At 70.9% G+C, this 398-nt stretch carries 1 protein-coding gene; it reads left to right on the top strand.

The window, feature by feature from the left end; all coding sequences use genetic code 11:
- The coding region (locus tag D9V41_RS17990) for a CE1 family esterase (protein ID WP_424922808.1) at nucleotides 1-398 on the top strand (398 nt) is incomplete at both ends.

Raw genomic sequence — 398 nt, 5'->3', positions numbered from 1 at the left:
ATCGACTTCGCTGCCTACGGCTCGGTCGCGGCGGCCGGTTACCTGCCCGCCCGGTGCGCCGGGGCGCCTCCCGCGTCGTTCATCTCCGCGCACGGGACCGCCGATCCGACCGTCCCGTTCGAGGGGGGTGACACGGTGATCCAACGCGTCGCACCCGCCGACGAGGCGCTGCAGCAGTGGGCCGCTCACGATGGCTGCGCCGCACCGCGTGAGGAGCAGGTCGCCGCCGACGTCCGGCTGACCGCGTGGGACGACTGCGCCGACGGTGCGCATATCGACTTCTACGTGATCGAGGGCGGAGGTCATCAGTGGCCGGGAGGTGCCGCCGCACCCGGGCTCGGAAGATCGAGCGGGTCGATCAACATCACAGCCCTCATGGTGGACTTCTTCGGCCTGTC

The organism is Aeromicrobium phragmitis, from assembly GCF_003674095.1.
Classification (GTDB): Bacteria; Actinomycetota; Actinomycetes; order Propionibacteriales; family Nocardioidaceae; genus Aeromicrobium; species Aeromicrobium phragmitis.
The sequence above is the reverse complement of the archived record's forward strand: the minus strand, read 5'-3'. Positions and strand labels throughout refer to the sequence as shown.